The 15820-nt window shown below is 60.9% G+C and carries 19 protein-coding genes; 11 read left to right on the forward strand and 8 right to left on the reverse strand.

Annotated features, from left to right (window positions below):
* Positions 1-5: 5 nt before the first annotated feature.
* Together KIT08_09065 and KIT08_09070 are read left to right on the forward strand one after the other, a co-directional pair.
* Positions 6-1340 carry an FAD-binding oxidoreductase gene (locus tag KIT08_09065; GenBank protein UYN89236.1) on the forward strand — a complete coding sequence of 445 codons (1335 nt, stop codon included), beginning with the start codon at positions 6-8 and terminating at the stop codon, positions 1338-1340.
* Positions 1341-2180, forward strand: coding sequence for a DMT family transporter (locus KIT08_09070; protein UYN89237.1), 840 nt, complete (start codon positions 1341-1343; stop codon positions 2178-2180).
* Positions 2181-2196: 16 nt separating this feature from the next.
* Here KIT08_09070 and KIT08_09075 read toward each other — a convergent pair whose 3' ends face one another.
* Positions 2197-3237 carry a RelA/SpoT domain-containing protein gene (locus KIT08_09075; GenBank protein UYN89238.1) on the reverse strand — a complete coding sequence of 347 codons (1041 nt, stop codon included), beginning with the start codon at positions 3235-3237 and terminating at the stop codon, positions 2197-2199.
* Between the two features lie 28 nt (positions 3238-3265).
* Complete coding sequence (gene ung / locus KIT08_09080; GenBank protein ID UYN89239.1) at positions 3266-3928, reverse strand: uracil-DNA glycosylase; 663 nt, start codon at positions 3926-3928, stop codon at positions 3266-3268.
* A 342-nt stretch (positions 3929-4270) separates the two neighbouring features.
* On the opposite strand from ung, the gene KIT08_09085 reads away from it, so the two are divergent.
* The 3 genes from KIT08_09085 (at position 4271) to KIT08_09095 (ending at position 6406) form a co-directional block, all read left to right on the forward strand.
* Positions 4271-5404 (forward strand): acyl-CoA dehydrogenase family protein, encoded by a 1134-nt coding sequence (locus tag KIT08_09085; GenBank protein ID UYN89240.1) that lies wholly within the window; start codon positions 4271-4273, stop codon positions 5402-5404.
* A gap of 114 nt (positions 5405-5518) precedes the next feature.
* Positions 5519-5917 carry a hypothetical protein gene (locus KIT08_09090; protein ID UYN89241.1) on the forward strand — a complete coding sequence of 133 codons (399 nt, stop codon included), beginning with the start codon at positions 5519-5521 and terminating at the stop codon, positions 5915-5917.
* A gap of 63 nt (positions 5918-5980) precedes the next feature.
* The gene (locus tag KIT08_09095) at positions 5981-6406 is read left to right on the forward strand and encodes a hypothetical protein (GenBank protein ID UYN89242.1); all 426 of its coding nucleotides are present in this window, start codon (positions 5981-5983) and stop codon (positions 6404-6406) included.
* 134 nt (positions 6407-6540) lie between these two features.
* Here the strand turns inward: KIT08_09095 and KIT08_09100 are convergent, their stop codons facing one another.
* Positions 6541-6825 (reverse strand): DUF503 domain-containing protein, encoded by a 285-nt coding sequence (locus KIT08_09100; protein UYN89243.1) that lies wholly within the window; start codon positions 6823-6825, stop codon positions 6541-6543.
* Between the two features lie 25 nt (positions 6826-6850).
* On the opposite strand from KIT08_09100, the gene KIT08_09105 reads away from it, so the two are divergent.
* Entirely contained in the window at positions 6851-7516 is a 666-nt protein-coding gene (locus KIT08_09105; protein UYN89244.1) for a DUF4230 domain-containing protein, read from the forward strand.
* Positions 7517-7543: 27 nt separating this feature from the next.
* Here KIT08_09105 and KIT08_09110 read toward each other — a convergent pair whose 3' ends face one another.
* From KIT08_09110 to KIT08_09130, 5 genes are all read right to left on the reverse strand, one after another.
* Entirely contained in the window at positions 7544-8377 is an 834-nt protein-coding gene (locus KIT08_09110; protein UYN89245.1) for a lipoate--protein ligase family protein, read from the reverse strand.
* A gap of 23 nt (positions 8378-8400) precedes the next feature.
* Positions 8401-9285, reverse strand: coding sequence for a phosphodiester glycosidase family protein (locus tag KIT08_09115; GenBank protein ID UYN89246.1), 885 nt, complete (start codon positions 9283-9285; stop codon positions 8401-8403).
* Between the two features lie 94 nt (positions 9286-9379).
* A complete protein-coding gene (locus KIT08_09120) occupies positions 9380-10432 on the reverse strand; it encodes a DUF1385 domain-containing protein (GenBank protein ID UYN89247.1) in 1053 nt (350 codons plus the stop codon).
* Complete coding sequence (locus KIT08_09125) at positions 10432-11808, reverse strand: dipeptidase (protein ID UYN89248.1); 1377 nt, start codon at positions 11806-11808, stop codon at positions 10432-10434. Before KIT08_09125 ends, KIT08_09120 begins: the two co-directional genes overlap by 1 nt.
* Before the next feature lie 14 nt (positions 11809-11822).
* Positions 11823-12818 carry a hypothetical protein gene (locus KIT08_09130; protein UYN89249.1) on the reverse strand — a complete coding sequence of 332 codons (996 nt, stop codon included), beginning with the start codon at positions 12816-12818 and terminating at the stop codon, positions 11823-11825.
* A gap of 89 nt (positions 12819-12907) precedes the next feature.
* On the opposite strand from KIT08_09130, the gene npdG reads away from it, so the two are divergent.
* The 5 genes from npdG to KIT08_09155 are packed head-to-tail and all read left to right on the forward strand — an operon-like array spanning position 12908 to position 15813.
* Entirely contained in the window at positions 12908-13564 is a 657-nt protein-coding gene (gene npdG / locus KIT08_09135) for an NADPH-dependent F420 reductase (protein UYN89250.1), read from the forward strand.
* Between the two features lie 3 nt (positions 13565-13567).
* A complete protein-coding gene (cofE, locus tag KIT08_09140) occupies positions 13568-14344 on the forward strand; it encodes a coenzyme F420-0:L-glutamate ligase (protein ID UYN89251.1) in 777 nt (258 codons plus the stop codon).
* A gap of 53 nt (positions 14345-14397) precedes the next feature.
* Positions 14398-14796, forward strand: a complete 399-nt coding sequence (locus KIT08_09145) for a PPOX class F420-dependent oxidoreductase (protein UYN89252.1) — start codon at positions 14398-14400, stop codon at positions 14794-14796.
* A 1-nt stretch (position 14797) separates the two neighbouring features.
* Positions 14798-15208, forward strand: a complete 411-nt coding sequence (locus tag KIT08_09150) for a pyridoxamine 5'-phosphate oxidase family protein (protein UYN89253.1) — start codon at positions 14798-14800, stop codon at positions 15206-15208.
* Entirely contained in the window at positions 15190-15813 is a 624-nt protein-coding gene (locus KIT08_09155; GenBank protein ID UYN89254.1) for a nitroreductase family protein, read from the forward strand. The genes KIT08_09150 and KIT08_09155 overlap by 19 nt, the downstream gene beginning before the upstream one ends.
* Positions 15814-15820: the final 7 nt, after the last annotated feature.

Genomic DNA, 15820 nt, shown 5'->3' on the forward strand with positions numbered 1-15820 from the left:
AACCTATGGCCTTCGACCCCCAAACCCTTGCAGGCAAGTTCAGCGGCGAGATCATTCTCCCCGGCGCTGACGGCTATGCCGCTGCCGCCAACACCTACGGCGGCCCGGGCGCGCCTGCTGCCGTGTTGCAGCCGCGCACGCCGCAAGACGTAGCCACTGCCCTGGCGGCTGCCCGCAGCCAAGGGCTGCAGGTCAGCGTGCGCGGCGGCGGGCACAACACCGCCGGCGTAAGCACCAACCGCGGCGGCGTGGTCATCAGCCTGCGCAACCTGAACAGCATCGAAGTGCTCGACGCCGCCAGCGGCGCGGTGCGCATTGGCGCCGGCGCCGTATGGGGCGATGTGGCCGCCGTGCTGGGCCAGCACGGGCTGGCGATCTCATCCGGCGATACCCGCACGGTAGGGGTGGGCGGTCTCACCCTCGGCGGCGGCATCGGCTGGATGGTGCGCAAGTTTGGCCTCGCCCTCGACCATCTCGTCGGTGTCGAGCTGGTCACGGCCGATGGCCAGTTGCTGCGCGCCAGCAAAGACAAGAATGCCGAGCTGTTCTGGGGCATCCGCGGCGCTGGCGCCAACTTCGGCGTAATTACCTCATTCGACTTCATCGCCCAGCCGGTAGGCAAGATCACCTTCGCCACCATCAACTATCCGCAGGATAATTTGCCCGCGCTCTTGCGCGGTTGGCGTGATGCCGTGCGCGACTCCAGCGAGGATCTGACGACCTCGCTGACCCTCATGCCGGCCTTTGCGCCCGGCATGCAGCCCGCCGCCATGATCCTGGCCTGCTTTGCCGGCCCGGCCGCCGAGGCCGAGCCGCACCTGGCGCCGTTGCTCAGCCTGGGCACACCGGCTGCGGTGGATATCAAAGAAGTGGCCTATGCCGAAGTGCTGGAAGAGGCGCACCCGCCCGAAGGCATGATCATTACGGTACGCAATACCTTCTTCAAGACCCTGAGTGACGAAGTTGTGGATGCCATTCTGGCGCAGCACAGCCTCCCGGGCATGCGCGTCTTCCAGCTGCGCCACATGAGCGGCGCGGTGCAGCGCGTGCCGGCTGATGAGACTGCCTATAGCCTGCGTGACAGCGAGATCATGATGTTCATGGGCAGCTTCTTCCCCGGCGATACCCCGCAGGTGGAAGTGGCCGCCCAGATGAGCCATTGGGCATCAGTCGCCGCCTTGGGGCAGGGCAGCTACATCAACTTCCTCCACACCGCCACGGCGGAGGATGTTGCCTCTATTTACCCGCCTGCCACCCTACAGCGCCTGGCCCGCCTCAAGCAGCAATACGACCCCGACAATGTGTTTAGCAGCAACTACAACATCCCGCCGTCAGGATAAATGAACGCGTTAGCCACTTCTGTCGCTTACGCCCTCTCCGCTGCCTTATCGTGGGGCAGCGGAGATTTTATTAGCGGGCTCGGTGCGCGCCGCATCGGCGCTTTCCATACTCTACTGATCTCGCTGCCCATCGGCTTCCTCGCCGCCCTGGTGGGCGCCTTTGCCATCAACGAGCCGCTCTCCTCACTATCTGATCTGGGCTGGGGCATCCTCGGCGGTCTGGTGGGCACGGTGGGCTTCATGTCCATGCTGCACGGCTTCGCCGTGGGGCGCATGGGCGTGGTCTCGCCGGTGGCCGCCGCTATGGGCGCCATGGTGCCCGTGCTGGTCACAGCGCTCAGCGCCGGAATTCCCCCGCAGCAGCAGCTGTGGGGCTTTGCATTGGCGCTGCTCAGCATTTGGCTGGTGTCACCGCGCGGCGGCGACAAGAATCGCAGTTCCGGCCTGGGCCTTGGCATCATCGCCGGCCTCGGTTTTGGCCTGTTCTTCACGACGCTCGATCAGATCAGCGCAGACGTCACCTTTTGGCCGCTGGCCGCCAGCCGGCTGGCTTCCAGCCTGCTGCTCGCCGCCATCGCCCTCGCCACCCGCCGCCCGCTGCTGCCCGGCAAGCTGCCCATGGCTATCCTCATCCCCTCCGGCGTGCTGGATATGCTGGGCAACTTTCTCTTCCTGCGCGCCGTGCAAACCGGCCGCCTGGATATTGCCGCCGTACTGGTCTCGCTCTACCCGGGCATCACCGTGCTGCTCGCCCGCCTCATCGAAAAAGAGCATCTCAGCCGCTTACAAGTTGTCGGAGTAGGGCTGGCGTTGCTGGCCATCGCGTTGATCACAGCGTAGAAGTGTTAGTGAGGCCTTAACTTAACAACTCGCGGACTGCTTTTTCTAAGTCGCGGATGTCCAAAAAGAAGTTGGGATATGCGCTTCGAAGTCTATCTATCGGCCCAGCAGACACAAGAACGGGCTCCAAATCTTCTCCGTCCTGTATTCTTTTCTCGAAATAAGAGTAGTCTTTTTCGGCAGCAGCAAAACTATCACGGTCATAGCCCTTAACATTTACTGTCCTTTTGTTTGTATCAAGGACAAGCAGGTGGTAAGAGGAACCTTTCTGATTCTTCAGAATATGCTCTGCTGCAGCTGAAACTCCACTAATCATTATTAGGGCGCCTAAATCCTTTTCGACCCTAGCGAGCTCTTTGATCGTTTCATCGTAATTGAGATGTGCAAACCTTGGCACAAGAGGGGTACCCTCTTGATGTGCAAAAGCCGATGCTAAGATGGCAAAGAAATCAATCCACGCTTGACTGCCCCTTCGGGATTTTAATGGCTCCTTCAAAACAAACCCCATTGTTTCAACTGCTGTTGCCCAAATATGCTGACGCCTGGTTCTCAATTGCATTTCAAGTCGGAGACCATCGAAATCTGGGTTTCTAGGGTTCCGATACTTGTAAACCAAGTGCAAGCTGCGATAGCCATCTTCATCACGAGGGTTTGTTATGTAGTCTCGAACTGTGCTCAGCTCATGTGTGAAATTCTGATTTTTTAGATACTGATGTGCCAGTCTTTCTACATCTGTAAAGCTACCCAGTATTGCTCTAACTCCACCTATATCCTGCATACGGGATAGGCTCATTGATGGATACCGTCTTAGCTTGTCGATGATCGTTGGCATGCGTTTGAGCCGTTGCGCGACAATAGGCTCACCCTGAAAGTTCCTTGTTTTATCCCGAAGAGTAGCTTGAAATGTGTTTATTGGGTATGCATGACATGCTCGCCAACGTTCTGCTAAGTCGAGCGCCCAAGTTCGCTCTTGCTGAGTCGGGTTATCTGATGCGAGGATTTTTCCCGCTTCATTTATCTTTTCGCGGGATTCGCTTGGAACTGGAGAAAAGCGCATTTTTGCTCCCTAAATGTTTGTAAATGGGTTACCACTGTACCAGCTCAAGCCCATACTTCGTCAAATACTCATTCGTCTTTGAGAACGGCTTGCTGCCGAAGAAGCCATTGTGCGCCGAAAGCGGGGAAGGGTGGGCCGACTCGATCACCAGGTGCTTCATGCGGTCAATGAATGCGCCCTTGCGGCGCGCATACGCGCCCCACAAGATGAAGACCAGGTGCTCGCGCTCTTGCGAGAGCAGGCGCAGGGCCGCATCGGTAAACTCCTCCCAGCCCTTGCCCTGGTGGCTGGCTGCCGCACCCCGCCGCACGGTCAGGGTCGCATTCAATAGCAGCACGCCCTGCCGTGCCCAGCGCTCCAGGTCGCCGCTGGCAGGCGGCTGAACGTCGAGGTCGTCTCTGAGTTCCTTGTAGATGTTCTGCAGCGAGGGCGGCAGCGGAATGCCCTCGCTCACCGAGAAGCACAGGCCGTTGGCCTGCCCGGGGCCGTGATACGGGTCCTGCCCCAGAATGACTACTTTTACCTTGTCAAACGGGCAGGCGTCAAACGCATTGAAGATCTTGCCGCCCGCCGGATAGATGGTGAACTGCTTGTACTCCGCCCGCACGAACTCGGCCAGCTGCCCAAAATACGGCTTCTCAAATTCTTCGGCCAGCTTGTCCTTCCAGCTGGCTTCAATGCGCACATCCATGCGGTAAGTATAAAACAGCGCCCAATGTAGATCTCTTGTCCAACAGCTTGACGCATGCTTGCCAAAAGCCCTCTAGCCCCCAAACTAAGGCATAGTGGTGTATCAGCAACTGGAAGAAAGTGGACAATTTGAGAGATCGTGTCGCCCTGAGCGTAGCGAAGGGCATTCATAGAGTTGATTTGAGGTGGTTGTCAAGTTTCCAGATATCTTTTTGGTTGCACACCCCACCCCCAGGCCAAAAACGAACAACATCTTTTGCGAAGTTGCCCCCTGTACGGGCAAAAACGCCAGCGCTATACACCAGCTACAATTAAGGCCACCATCCTTAAGGAGACCGCCCAGATGAACTTTGAACTCAGCCAGGAGCACAAGCAATGGCAAGCCGCCGTCCACGACTTCGTCGCCAAAGAGGTGAAGCCCAAAGCCCGTGAAGTGGATGAACGCAGCGAGTTCAACTGGGAGGCTGCCCGCAAAGGCGCCGCCCTCGGCCTGCTGGGCATGCACATCCCTGAGGCCTACGGCGGCGCCGAGCTCGATACCCTCAGCATCGTCCTGGCGGTCGAGGAGCTCGGCTGGGGCTGCGGTAGCACCGCCCTCAGCATCGGCGCCCATAGCGCCCTCGGCTGCGCACCCGTGGCTCTCTTCGGCTCTGAGGAGCTCAAGCAGAAATACCTGCCCGTGGCCGCCAGCGGCAAGAGCAAACTGGCGGCCCTGGCGCTTACTGAGCCCGGCGCCGGCTCCGACCTTAGCGGCGGGGTGCAGACCCAAGCCGTGTTGGAAGGCGACACTTGGGTCATCAATGGCAGCAAGATGTGGTGCACCAACGCCTCCATCGCTGACTTCATCGTCACCCTCGTGCGCACCGGCGAGCGCCATAGCCTCATCCTTGTACCCACCGATACGCCCGGCCTCTCCATTGGCCCGGCGGAAAAGAAAATGGGCCTGCACGGTTCGCCCACCCATGCGCTCAGTTACCAGAATGTGCGCGTGCCCGTCGGCAATCTCGTTGGCGAACAGGGCAAGGGGTTGGCATACACCTTCGCCACGTTGGATGGCGGCCGCGTCGGCATCGGCGCACTATCAGTAGGCCTGGGCCGCGCCGCGCTCGAAGAGGCGGTGCGCTATGCCAAAGAGCGCCACACCTTCGGCCAGCCCATCGCCAACCACCAGGCCATCCAGTGGATGCTGGCCGACGCCGAAACTCAACTCAACGCCGCCCGCCTGCTAGTGTGGCAGGCCTCCTGGAACAAGGACAACGGCAAGCCCTTCGCCAAGGAAGCCGCCATGGCCAAGCTCTTCGCCACCGAGGTCGCCGAGACCGTCTGCCGCAACGCCATCCAGATCCACGGTGGCTACGGCTACAGCTCCGAGTATCCGGTCGAGCGCATCTATCGTGATGCCCGTCTCATGACTATCGGCGAAGGCACCAGCGAGATCATGCGCATGGTCATCGCCCGCCATGTCGTAGGGGAATAGGGTTGGATGCGCAGGGGGAGAAAGTCTATCCGTTTGCCCGGATACAACTATGCTTGGGCTGGCGCGTATTTTGTCACCATAGCCACTCACAAACAGGCGCCTTTATTTGGGAGCGTGGAGAAAGACACAGTTGTTCTTGGCGATCTTGGGCAGATTGCGCATAACTGTTGGAATACAATTCCAGCGCACTTTTTAAGTGTGAGCTTGGATGAATTTATCGTGATGTCCAACCATGTACATGGCATCCTGCTAATCAATGGAGACTCCAAAACTAAGGTAGGGGCGCAGCATGCTGCGCCCCTACGGCAAGATAGACTGCAAGTTACTCCTGGTTCTCTCGGTGCGATTGTGCGTTCGTATAAATCAGCTGTCACAAGACTGATTAGAGAAAAATTAAGCAGGCCCGATTTCGTAGTCTGGCAACGCAATTACTACGAAAGAGTGATTCGCAATCAACAAGAGTTGGAGCAGACTCGCTTCTATATACATCACAATGCTGTTGAACGTGATTGAGCAGAAATTTTATGCGTCACTCAGTTGCATCTGTTTCGTTATCCCATCAGAAGGAGGAACCATATGGAAAAGACCACACTTTCACGACTTGGTTCTTTGATCGCTTTATTCGCACTTATGGTCCTGCCGCTCGCCAGCTGTGGCGACGGTGAGATCACCGGCCCTGGCCTCTTCCGCATGGATGGCGCCGAGCTGCACAAGATCCTGGTGGCGGTCGCCGCCGTCTGTGCTGCCCTGGGCTTGTTCTATGTCACACGCAACGCCCAGATCGGCTTGGGTGGCTTGGGCCTGGCGGCCTTGGCCATCGCTGCCCTGATGGTGGTGCAGGATGACAATGCTGATACGCAGGTGCGCTATGGCACTTGGGTGGCGGCTGCCGGCTTCCTGCTTACGCTGATCGCCGGCCTCACCACACCGGATTACGTATCCATGCCCGTGCGCAAAACGCCGCGCAAGAAGGTGGCGAAGAAAACCACTCGCCGCCGCTAACAAAAAAGAGCGCCCGCAAGGGCGCTCTTTTTCAAAGACCGTGTCGCCCTGAGCGCAGCGAAGGGCCATCATGGAAGTTGATTTGAGATAGTAGTTTTGATGAAATCGAAAGGGGGAAACCAGATACGGTGAAATTACACCAACTCGATCTGATCACTCACCACTTCAGCATCATGCCAATTGCGCTCCACCCAGGTCACCACCTCCTGCAAGCTGCGCTCGGCAGCCCCGCCGCGCGTATTCACCACCGCGCAGGCCACCACGGCATCCTGCCAGCTGTCCTGCATATCCACCTCGGCCGCCGAAATGTTGAACTCGCGGCGCAGGCGGGCCAGCAGCGGCAGCAGGCGGCTGCGCTTGGCCTTCAGCGAGTCGCTGCCCACGAATCTGAGATGCAGCAACAGCACGCCAACTTTCATGCGCGCATTATATAATCAACTCACTATGGAACGAGTTCGCAGTTGGTTACCGGTGGTGGCTTCCCTGGTGCTGATAGGCATTGTGGGCTGGGGCATGCTCCAGATCCTGGATGTGGTGCGCGGCGCGGCCAATGCCACGCTCAACCCCGTCCAGCAGCTCTCCGAGTCGGTCAGCACCCAGGTGGCCAATGTGCTCAATCCCACGCCCACCGTCATCCCTGACCCGGTGACGATCGTGCATGAGGTGCGCAGCATGGCGCGCCTGGAAACCATCCAGTACTCGGTGGAGAAGATCATCACCGCCGAAACGCGCCAGGGTCTGTTCGGCTTCCTGGTGGGCGACCGGCTCCTGTTCGTCGCCCACGGCACGGTGATCGCCGGCGTGGACCTGCAGAAGCTGCAGCCCGAAGACATGCGCATCGAAGATGGCGTGCTATATGTGAAACTTCCGCCCGCTGAGATCTTCGTCGCCACCTTGGAGAATGACAAGTCATACGTCTACGACCGCGAGCAAGGCGTGCTGACCCGCGGCGACCAGAGCTTGGAAACCGTTGCCCGCCAGGCCGCCGAAGATGAGATCGAGAAAGCTGCGCTCGCAGATGGCATCCTGGATCAGGCCCAGATCAATGCCGAGAACTTTCTGTATCGCTTCTTCTTGCAGCTCGGGTTTCCTGAAGTGATCTTTGAATAAAAAAATGCGCCCGCTAGGGCGCATTTGTTATGCTCGCTCCATCCACGCCGCGCTGGCGTAGCGCTGCGCTTCCCACTCCGCCGCGGCCGTTTCTTCTTCGGGGGTAAGTTGGCTTTCTACCAGATCAATATTCAGCATCTCAGAAAATCCCGCGATAAACGCGGCGGACGCCTCAGCATAGGTAGGCGTGCGGCCAAGGCCTTCTTCGGCCGTGGCGGCGCGCTGGCGTACGCGGGCCGCGCTCTCCTCGCGCTCAGTTTCGCTGGGGTAGACCAGCGCTTCGGTGATGCGGGCAATGTCGCCATACAGCGGCAGGCTGCCGTGCTGCAGCATGCCGCCTTTGCGCCGCGCCTGGGCGCTGCCAATGAGCTTCTTGCCGCCCAGGGTGATCTCATAATCGGAGGGCACTTCAAAGCACACCGGGCCCAGTTCGGCGTTGCCGGGCAGCTGGTGCCCGGTTTGCTGCTCCACGCGCAGGCCCAGCACCTTGAGCGACTGCATCAGCGCGCCGGAGATGCGCCGGTAGCTTTCCAGCACGCCGCCCGTCAGGCGCGGCTCGTCGTTGGCGCCGATGACCGAGTAGGTGAGTTCGTCAATGTGCAGGATGGCGCGGCCGCCGGTGGGGCGGCGCACCATGCCCCAGCCGTTGGCGGCCAGGCGCCCGGTGTCCACATCCGCCAGCGGCTGGCCCAGGCCTAGGGTCAGCGTGCCCGGCGCCCAGTCATACAGGCGCAGGGTGGGCGGGGCTTCGCCCTTGCGTGCCAGCTCCAGAATGGCATCGTCCACCGCCATGTTGCGCGTGCCGCTGGCCGGCGCGTGGCGCAATAACCGCCATTGGGCGCAGGGTAAGGTTTCGCTCATAGGAGGATTGTACTGGCGTGCGGCTAGGGGAAGTAGAAGCCCAGGTGGTTGGCCACCGGGCGCTCGCGGCCCGGCACACCATTGTGGATGGGCGTGTTGAGGAACTCCGGCTGGCCGTCCGCGCCGCGGATCACCAGCGTGCTGGAGCCGCCGCCGTCCATGTTCATGGCGGTGAATACATTCTGCTCCATCATCAGGCCGGCCAGCTCCTGCTCGGTGACGCCTTCGCTGTAGCCGGGCATGCGCCCGTCCACCACGATGATGACCATCTGCGTGCCGTACTGGTTCAAACCGATCGCAGTACGCGGCTCCGGCCCGGAGTTCCTGAGTCCGGGCACGATCTCTTGCACCGAGACCAGCAGGTCAAAGCCGGAGATGGCATTGTGCAGCTTGTTCTCCAATACGTTGATGTCGGCGCTGCCATCTTCATACAGATACAGGATGGGATGTCCCTTGGCCGCCTCGGAATAAACCGTGCTGCGCGAGACCGCGAAGCCAAGCGGGTTGACCCTGTCACCCGGGTCGGGCTTTGAACCCAGCGGCCCAAGATCGAACCAGGGAGTGAAGCCATCACCGTTGATGGCCAGCATGAGGTTGTTCTGTTGCAGGAAATTGGAGGTGGTCTGGGCCGCCACGCGTTGCGTATCCGGGTTGCCTTCAGTGACCATGTTGCGAATCCCAGACATCAGGTCAATCGTGACGACATGGAAAACCAAAGGGCGCGGGCTTTGACGCACCACGCGCATATACACCGCCCCGGGGAAGAGTTCACGGGTTTCGTAGTCAGGCTGGCTGCGGCCAACGCCGGCCGGGTTGAAGCGTCCAAAGTCGCAGGCTATCGCGGCCAGGGCAAGGGCAAGCAGCGCAAGTATTATGCGGCGCGTGGGTGTCAGGGATGCGGGTCTCATACGTTGGATTGTACCTAGGGCAGTTTGCAGATCATGATGAAAGCAAGATAAAAGCAAAACAAGGCAGCGATAGCTGCCTTGTTGGGGGCACGAGCTAGTTTTTTCTTGGGAGCTTTTTGGTTCTTGCGCTCGTCGTGCGCTTTGTCGTTTTCTTTGCCGTCTTCTTCTTGGGAGGCTTTATGACCAACGCCTTCGGCTTGGGCGCCTTGCTGGTCTCCAGCTTATGCATCTCGCTGAAAGCAGCGATGCTCACTTCCAGCATCTTGACGTCTGGCGGGCGGGTGGTGAGTCGTTGCAGGGCCAGGTTCGGGGCGACCAACAGGCGCACGATCGGATTGCGGATGTTGCTGGCCGTCCAGCGCAGGTACTCGTAGGCGATGCCGGCCAGCACGGGTATAAGCAGTACGCGCAGCAGCAGGCGCTGCAGCAACGGTAGCGGGCCGATCAGCGTGAATACCAGAATGGAAAGTACGATCACGCTGAGCAGGAAGGCTGTGCCACAACGCGGGTGCTCCAGCGGGAACCTGGCCACGTTCTTCGGCGTGAGTTTGACGCCTGCTTCGTAGGCGTGGATGGTTTTGTGCTCAGCGCCGTGATAGCCGAAGACGCGGCGGATCTCATCCATGCGCCCAACGGCCCACAGGTAGCCCAGCAGGGTCATGAGGCGAATCAAGCCCTCGAGCAGGTTGCCGGCCAGCGGGCTGAGCGCCAGGTAGCGCTCGGCCAGATGGCCGAGGCCGGCGGGCAGCAGGAAGAACAAGCCGATGGCAAAGCTGAACGAGATCAGCATGGTGATGACCAGCGGCGCGCCTTCAATTTTCTCTTCTTCGCTCTCGGCTTGCACATTGGCAGAGAGGCCCAGCACGCGGCTACCGAGGCCAAGCGCATCCCACAGCAGCAGCAGGCCGCGCAGGAAGGGCACTTTAGCCCAGGGGCTGGTGTAGATCGGGCTCAGCGCTTCACTGTGCAGCACGATCTTGCCGCGCGGATCGCGCATGGCCACCGCCATGAAGCGCGGGCCGCGCATCATCACGCCTTCCATGACGGCCTGGCCGCCATACAGGGGCTTAGGGGCTCTAGTAGCGGCGTCACTGGCGTTCGCAAAGCGAACGCCTCGGCTGGCGTCTGCCTTTTTGGCGCCAGCCACTACTCAGCCAGGTTGTAGATAAAGTGAATGAACGAATCGATCTGCTTCTCCCAGCCGGGGATGTGCATGCGCTCGTTAGGGGAGTGCAGCTGGTCGTCCGGCAGGCCGCAGCCCACATTGATGGATTCAATGCCCAGCTGGCCCTGCAGGTGACCCACCACAGGCACGCTGCCGCCTTCGCGGCGGAAGATGGGCTTGACGCCCCACACCCTCTCCTGCGCCTTGGCCATGGCTTGCACCGCGGCTGAGTTGCGCTCAGAAATGGAGGGCACGGCATCCGAAAGCAGCTTAAGCTCCCAGCTTACGCTGGGGTCAATGGTGTCTTCAATGTACTTGCGCACCAGCTTTTCGATCTCAAACGGATCTTGGTCTGGCACCAGGCGGCACGAGAACTTGGCCATGGCCTTGGCGGGCAACACGGTTTTGGGGCCTTCGGCGGTGTAGCCGGAGAGCAGGCCGTTCACATCCAACGTGGGCTGGGCCGTGGCGCGCTCGTAAGCGCTGAAGTTCTTGTCACCCCATAGGGCCTTGGAGCCGGCCTGTTTGAGATAGAAGTCATCGTTCTGAGGCAAGCGGCGGAAGTCGGCACGCTCCTCTTCCTCCAGCTCACGCACTTTGTCGTAGAAGCCGGGGATGGTGACGCGGCCGTTCTCGTCTTGCATGCTGCCGATGACGCGGGCCAGCTCGTTGGCCGGGTTGCGCACCGTGCCGCCGAAGAAGCCGGAATGCAGGTCCAGGGCCGGGCCAGTGACGTGCAGCTCGAAGTACGACATGCCGCGCAGGCCATAGGTGATCGTGGGCTGGGTGGGGCTGAGCATGCCGGCATCGGGATTGAGGGCAAAATCTGCGGCAAAGGTGTCGGCGTGCTTCTTGATGAACTTGTCCATGCTGGGCGAGCCGGTTTCCTCTTCGCCCTCGATCATGAACTTGATGTTGACGGGAATGTTGCCGGCGTGCAAGGCGGCCTCGATGGCCGCCAGGCTGCCGATGACCTGACCCTTCATGTCAGAGGTACCGCGGCCGTAGAGCAGATCGCCTTTTTCCACAGCTTCGAAGGCGGGCGTGTCCCACAGTTCCATCGGGTCGGCCGGCTGGACATCGTAGTGGCCGTAGACCAGCATGGTCTTGGCGTCGGGGCCGGCGCCTTTCCATTCACCGAAGACCAGTGGGTGGCCGCCGTTATCCAGCAGTTGGATGTTCTCGATGCCCATGCTCTTGAGCTTGTTCACCAGCCACTCTGCGGCGCGCTGGATGTCTGGCTTGTACTGCGGGTCGGCTGAGACGCTGGGGATGGCAACGAGATCAGCCAGCTCCTGGCGGAAGCGGGCGCGGTTGTCTTTGGCGTATTGCAAGGCGGTGCTGCGTGGGTCTGACATGGGGTCTTTTCCTCTCAGGATGCGAATGCTGCAGAGACTGCAGTGAAGGATGTGTCGTAGCGATGTTTCATGTGGCGGTGGCCACCTTCGTATTCTTCGTATTGGAATGCGATGTCCTGCTGGCGCAATTGTTCGGTGAACAAGCGCGCCCCGTAGAGCAAATTATACTCATCGTACCTGCCGCAATCGATGTAGAGCAAGCGCAGCGAACGCAGCGCATCCGCGTGTGTGGCAAGCATGTGCAGCGGGTCGTGTGCCAGCCAACGCTGCCAGACCTCGGGTAGCCAGGCGCCCGTGTGCAGGTCACTGGGCAGGTCAAAGCCCAGCGGCGCGTGCGGGTTGGGGGAGTAGGCCGCCGCCATGGCCAGCAAGTTGAGGGCCGTGTGCGGGGCGCCGCGTTGCAGCGCGAGAGCAGGCTCGGCCAATAGGTTTTGTAAGCCTTCGGGGCCAGCTTTTTCGTAATAGCGCAGCAAGTCGCCAAAATCGGGACGGTACGCCAGCTCAAAATTCAGGTCGGCGCTGTGGGCGGCGGCAAGGCCGAAGGTGGCCGGCTGGCGCATGGCCAGCCGCAATGCCCCATAGCCTCCGGAGCTGTGGCCGACGAGGGCGCGTGCGCCGGGGGCCGCTAGGGTTGGGTACATGCGGTCAATGAAGCTGACCAGTTCCAAAATGCTGTCTTCGTATTGGCCCAGCGCGTCGGAGTTCAGATATTGCGAACCGCCGTAGCGCGTGCTGGCGTCTGGCATGACCACGATCGTGGGCTGCATGGCGCCAGAGGCGATGAGGCGGTCGAGGCGCTGCTGGATGTTCTCTTCCCAGAGGTCATCGTTGAGGAACTTAAGCCCGCGGCTGCCGAAGGCGGCCAGCAGGTAAATGGCCGGATAGTGCTGGCTCTCGTCGTAGCCTGCGGGCAGGTAGACCGGCACGCGGCGAGCCACAGGGTCGCCGAGCGGATTATGCTCCAGGGCTATGCTGTGGAAGTTTTCAATGATGACTTGGGAGCCGGACATTGTCTGCAGATTATAAGGGTCGCTGCAGGCTGATAAAATCAATTAATCAAGACCAATCGGTTAATTGATTATTTTGCGGAGACAGTAACTTGCCTAAAACCATTGCAATCATCGGCGGCACAGGAGCGCTGGGCGCAGGCCTGGCGCTGCGCTGGGCGCACGCCGGGCATCATGTCATCGTCGGTTCGCGCACCGCGGAGAAGGCCCAGGCCGCCGCGGCCGAACTCAATGCTGAGCTTGGCCGCGACGCAATCAGCGGCATGGAGAATGCGGCCGCCGTGGCCGCCGCCCAGCTCGCCATCCTCACTGTCGAGCAAGACGCCCACGAGGCCGCGTTGGCTGCGGTGAAAGATGCGCTGCAAGGCAAGATCCTGCTGGATGCCACAGCACGGCTCAGCTTTCCTGCGCTGACGCCGCCGGCGGCCCCCGCCGCCGCCCGCCAGGCCCAAGACCTGCTGGGGGAGGGCGTGCGCGTGGCGGCCGCCTTTCAAACCGTGCCCGCGGCCGGGCTGCGCAAGAACATTGCGCAGCCACTGGATAGCGATGTGCTGGTGTGTGCCGATGACATGACCGCGGCCGAGGCCGCCCTGGAACTGGTGCAGGCCGCAGGTCTGAACGGCTATTACGCTGGTAAGCTCGACAATGCCATCACGGTAGAAGGGCTGACCAGCATTCTGGTGAGCATGAACAAGCACTACAAATCGCGCCACGGCACCATCAAGGTTGCCGGCATCCCCAAACCCTAGACCGTGAAGCCGCTCGTACTTACGCCACTCCTGGGCCTGCCGCTGGTGCAGCCGGGTGATGACCTGGCTGCGCTGCTGCTGGCTGCGATCCTGCGCCAGGGGTTGACCCTGCAGGATGGCGACATAGTGGTGCTGGCGCAGAAGATCGTCTCCAAGGCCGAGGGCCGCTATCGCGCCCTTAGCGAAGTGACGCCGAGTGAACGTGCGTTGGAGCTCGCCACACTGACCGAGAAAGACCCGCGGCTGGTGCAGTTGATCCTTGACGAGAGCAACGAAGTGCTGCGCGCCCGCCCAGGCCTGCTGATCGTTGAACACCGTCTGGGATTCGTTAGCGCCAACGCCGGTATAGACCACTCCAACTTGCCCGGCTCAGATGAGGATGCGCACCTTTTGCTGCCCGAGGACCCGGACGCCAGCGCCGGCCGCCTGCGTGCCACCCTGCAAACCGCCAGCGCTGCGCAATTGGGTGATGCCAGCATTGGCGTACTCATCATTGATTCGCATGGCCGCGCCTGGCGCGAGGGCACGCTGGGCGCCACCATCGGCCTGAGCGGGTTGCCCGGCCTGGTGGACCTGCGCGGCACGCCAGACCTGGCGGGCCGTCCGCTGCGCGTGACGCAGCTGGCCGCCGCCGACGAGCTGGCCGCCGCCGCCAGCCTGGCCATGGGCCAGGCGGCTGAAGGTTGCCCGGCCGTGCATGTGCGCGGCTTCCCCTACGCCCTGCGCGAGGCTAGCCTGGGCGAACTGCTGCGCCCGCGTGAGCGCGACGAGTTTCGGTAAGATAGGCTGGCAGCCGATCATCTAACTATCATTGCTTGCAAAGGAGCATACCCATGAACAAAGTGCCCGAAAATTTCCAAGACCTTCTCAAGGATGAAACGCGTGCCTTCGTGTTCTTGGCGACCACGCTGCAAGATGGTTCACCCCAGGTGAGCCCTGTCTGGTTCAACGTCGAAGGTGAGCACATTGTGGTCAATACCGCCCGCGGCCGCCTCAAGGACAAGAACATGACGGCGCGTCCCAATGTAGCCCTCAGCATTCCTGACCCCAAGGACCCTTATCGCTACATTCTGATCCGCGGCATGGTGGATGAAGTGACCGAAGAGGGCGGTTACGAGCACATCAACAAGCTCTCCCACATCTACGACGGCAAGGATTTTCCCAAACGTCCCGGTCAGGTGCGCGTGATCTATAAGATCAAGCCGAAAAAGATCTTCACCAGCGGAGGCTGATATGAGCATTGCAACCCTGCTTCCCGAAAAGTACCGTTATCTCCTGCAGGATGAGACCCAGGCATATGCCTGGGTGGCCACCGCGTCTGAGGACGGCCAGCCTCAACTGACCTGTGTGTGGTTCAACACGGATGGTGAGCACATTCTGTTCAATACGACGGATAGATCCGCCAAGTACAAGCTGTTGAGCAAGAATCCAAACATCGCAGTAGCGATCCCTGACCCCAAGAATCCCCATATGTACTTTCAGGCGCGCGGCCGGGTGGAGATCACCACCGTGGAGGCGGTTGAGCACACCCATCAGCTCTCACGCAAATACACCGGGCAGGATTTCAAGCTCTTCCCTGGCGTGGAACGCATGAAATTCATCGTACACACGGACAGCATCACGCTGTGGCCGCCCCAGAATTAGCCGCTGCCGATCTGCAGGCCTGGCTGCGCTCGCGGCGCTCTACGCGCCGCTTTACGCAGCAGGCAGTGCCGCGGGCGTTGCTCGAGCGCCTGATCGAGACGGCTACCCACGCGCCTAACGCTCACAACCGCCAGCCTTGGCGGTTTGTGATTCTGGAGAGCGAAGACAGCCGCCAGCAATTGGCGGCCGCCATGGGGCAAGAGTTTGAATCCGCGTTGCAGGCCGAAGGCTTGAGCGCTGAGCAGATCGCGGCCCAGTTGGCCCGCTCGCAGGTGCGCTTGCAAGAGGCGCCGGCCGCGATGCTGTTGTGCCTGGATACCAGCGTGCTGAATACGTACGCCGACCCGGCGCGCACCCAGGGCGAGCAAGCCATGGCGATGCAGAGCGTGGCCTTGGCTGGCGGGCAGTTGTTGCTGGCCGCTCACGCCGAAGGCCTGGGCGGCGTGTGGGTGTGTGCGCCGTTGTTCGCTCCGGAGGCAGCGCGCTACGCGCTGGCGCTGCCGGATAGCTGGCAGGCGCAGGGCGTAGTGTTGCTCGGCTACCCTTCGGGCGAGCCCAAGCCGCGGGAGCGCCACAGCGTGAATGAAGTCACGTGCTGGGTGTAGTGCAAGT

Source organism: Anaerolineales bacterium (assembly GCA_025808555.1).
Lineage (GTDB): Bacteria > Chloroflexota > Anaerolineae > Anaerolineales > UBA11579 > JAMCZK01.